The organism is Oleiphilus sp. HI0067, from assembly GCF_001635735.1.
Map to the genome: position 1 here is coordinate 1 of NZ_LWFI01001090.1, position 1016 is coordinate 1016.

At 48.7% G+C, this 1016-nt stretch carries 1 protein-coding gene; it reads left to right on the forward strand.

Translation table 11 applies throughout. The features are described from left to right. Window positions 1-1016: translation initiation factor IF-2 (infB, locus tag A3739_RS15745; RefSeq protein WP_068501977.1), on the forward strand; the 1016-nt coding region annotated here is incomplete at both ends.

The following is a 1016-nucleotide window of genomic DNA, read 5'->3' on the forward strand; positions in this document are numbered from 1 at the left end:
TACGATGGCGAAGAAATGCCTCGTGCACCAGTTGTTAGTGTAATGGGCCACGTTGACCACGGTAAAACCTCATTACTTGATTATATTCGTCGTGCGAAAGTTGCTGCAGGCGAGTCTGGTGGTATTACCCAGCACATTGGTGCATACCACGTTGAGACTGGTCACGGCATGATTTCATTCCTTGATACGCCTGGACACGCTGCGTTTACCGCAATGCGCGCTCGCGGTGCTCAAAGTACAGATATTGTTATTCTTGTTGTTGCGGCAGACGATGGTGTAATGCCTCAAACTGAAGAAGCGGTTCAGCACGCTCGCTCAGCGGGCGTGCCGATTGTTGTTGCAGTCAACAAAATGGATAAAGAAGAAGCAGATCCAGATCGCGTTAAAAACGAGCTCGCTGCAAAAGATGTTATCCCAGAAGACTGGGGTGGTGATGTGCAGTTCATTCCTGTATCGGCGCACACTGGTACTGGTATTGATGCATTGCTTGATGCGGTTCTTCTACAAGCAGAAATGTTGGAGCTTAAAGCTGTTCCATCAGCGCCTGCGAAAGGTACGGTTGTTGAATCAAGCCTCGACAAAGGTCGTGGTGCTGTTGCGACAGTACTGGTTCAGAATGGTACTTTGCGTCGTGGCGATATTGTGATTGCAGGTAATTACTACGGTCGTGTACGCGCAATGATGGATGAAGCTGGTAAGCAAGCAAACGAAGCTGGTCCATCTATTCCGGTTGAGATCTTAGGCTTAAACGGCACCCCTGATGCTGGTGATGAATTCGTTGTTGTTGCTGATGAGCGTAAAGCCCGTGAAGTTGCAGAGTTCCGTGCTGAGAAGCAGCGTAAAGACCGTTTACAGCGTCAGCAAGCAGCGAAGCTTGAGAACATGTTCGCGAACATGGGCGCAGACGAAGTTAAGACGCTGAATATCGTCCTCAAAACTGATGTGCGAGGTTCTCTAGAAGCATTAAGTGCTGCCTTGAATGAAATCGGTAACGAAGAAGTTCAGGTGAAGATTGT